This window comes from Solibacillus merdavium (assembly GCF_014836935.1).
Classification (GTDB): Bacteria; Bacillota; Bacilli; order Bacillales_A; family Planococcaceae; genus Solibacillus; species Solibacillus ferritrahens.
In genome coordinates, this window is sequence record NZ_JACSPW010000043.1 from 1 (window position 1) to 1,681 (window position 1,681).

The following is a 1,681-nucleotide window of genomic DNA, read 5'->3' on the forward strand; positions in this document are numbered from 1 at the left end:
GTCAACAACTTTTTTTGGATGTTTTTTATAATCTGTTGTCGTCGTTGCGACTTATAATAATATATCACGATATTATTTATTTAGCAATAGTTATTTGCAATTTTATTTTTTTATAAGAACTATGAGTTTCTATCCGAAATCAAAACCATATATAACCTACTATTTAATAGAGTTACAGGGGTTACTTTTTATTTATTGTACCAACTATAAATCCCCCTTATTTTATATAGTTAATACAAATAATAACTATATAATACATAACAATATTTTATACAAATAACCTTACCTTGAATATTTCTACGAGTAATAACCCAAAACCTTTACTGTCGGTTCCTCTCCACCCCTTATTATTTAACACAAATACAATGTCTTCCACAATTTTAATTAGTTTATCGAAGTATTAGTGTTCAGCCACACCTTCTTTATTAATATAGTTAAGATTGGCCGTTTCAAAATAGTCTTCTTATGCTACTTCTAAGCTCGTTCCAAATCCGTAAAACAGATCTATTTTTTGTCATTGATATAAATTTGCCTATTTTTAATTTTAATGGTTTCATTGGTCAATTAGACATCTCTGTAATTGATCTGGATATTGACTAGTTCCCTTTATTACAACCAGCTCAAATAATAAAGATTGATAATAGTAATACTAATAATCTCAATATACACTCCACGTTAAAGCTATTATTTAATAAAGCTTTATACATCCCTTTTCTAACTATAATCAAATAATATCTTTTAAACCTAAAAACATTTCCAAAGCTATGTATTTGAAGTCACTCTTAAAAGTTAGATACGGTTAAGGTAGCTACCTGGGCATAAGTAAGATATTTTGTAGTGGACTCATGATCGCATAGAAAGTATCAGAATTTTGAAGGAGTAGATGAAATGAAACTGCTTAGAAAACTATAAGGAATGAAGAGTTATTGCGAATTACAACTCAAGTAAAGGGGTATTGCGCAAAGTATGATCAGAAAATATTTTATGCCACCAGTAAGAAGCGGTTAAACTAGTAATATCAATTTTTAAGGCTGTTTTACGAAATAATAGACCATTCAAATCAACTTATATACTTAAGAAATGGGATCCATTTGTCTGCCTTTTTCTAGGGGAATTGAATAAATCATTGCTAAACTGTTGATGTATTTAATTCTATACAAATGACATAAATATTCTGCTAACCCGTAAAGTTGCATATTATTGAGTTAGCTGCACTTTTACGCTCACACGAAAGATGTTTCCAACAAGCTCTTTATATCAATTTGAGTATTTATTATTTTACTGTAGAATTTCAAATCTAGTTATCAAACATCCCTCACCTTTCCTCTCCATTCCTTCTTACACGTTTATGACTAAACCATATCAATGCAATTAAATGGAATGTTCGAAGCGTTGCTGAGTTGTTCAAGCTCCTCTTTTTCAGAAGAAAAATAAATAAGAATTACCTGAATAATAGTCATCCGTAAAGTTAGAAATCTCTATATTCAATTTTCCATCTCCATTATTTTCACATATCCATTTTTCAAAGGTTAATAAACTTAGCGTCTTGAAATGAAAAGACCACTTTTTTTTAAACAACAAAAAAACCACTGATTTCTCAGTGGTTTCAGATTGTCGACAAAAGGCATCGAGAGCTCGTCTCTCGATGCCTTTTGTCATTTCTTTTATCAAATTAGGTCCC

At 29.8% G+C, this 1,681-nt stretch carries 1 protein-coding gene; it reads right to left on the reverse strand.

What is annotated here, in order from left to right; all coding sequences use genetic code 11:
- Positions 1 to 1,419 precede the first annotated feature (1,419 nt).
- The coding region (locus H9632_RS18945; protein ID WP_225223927.1) for a hypothetical protein at positions 1,420 to 1,681 on the reverse strand (262 nt) is incomplete at its 5' end.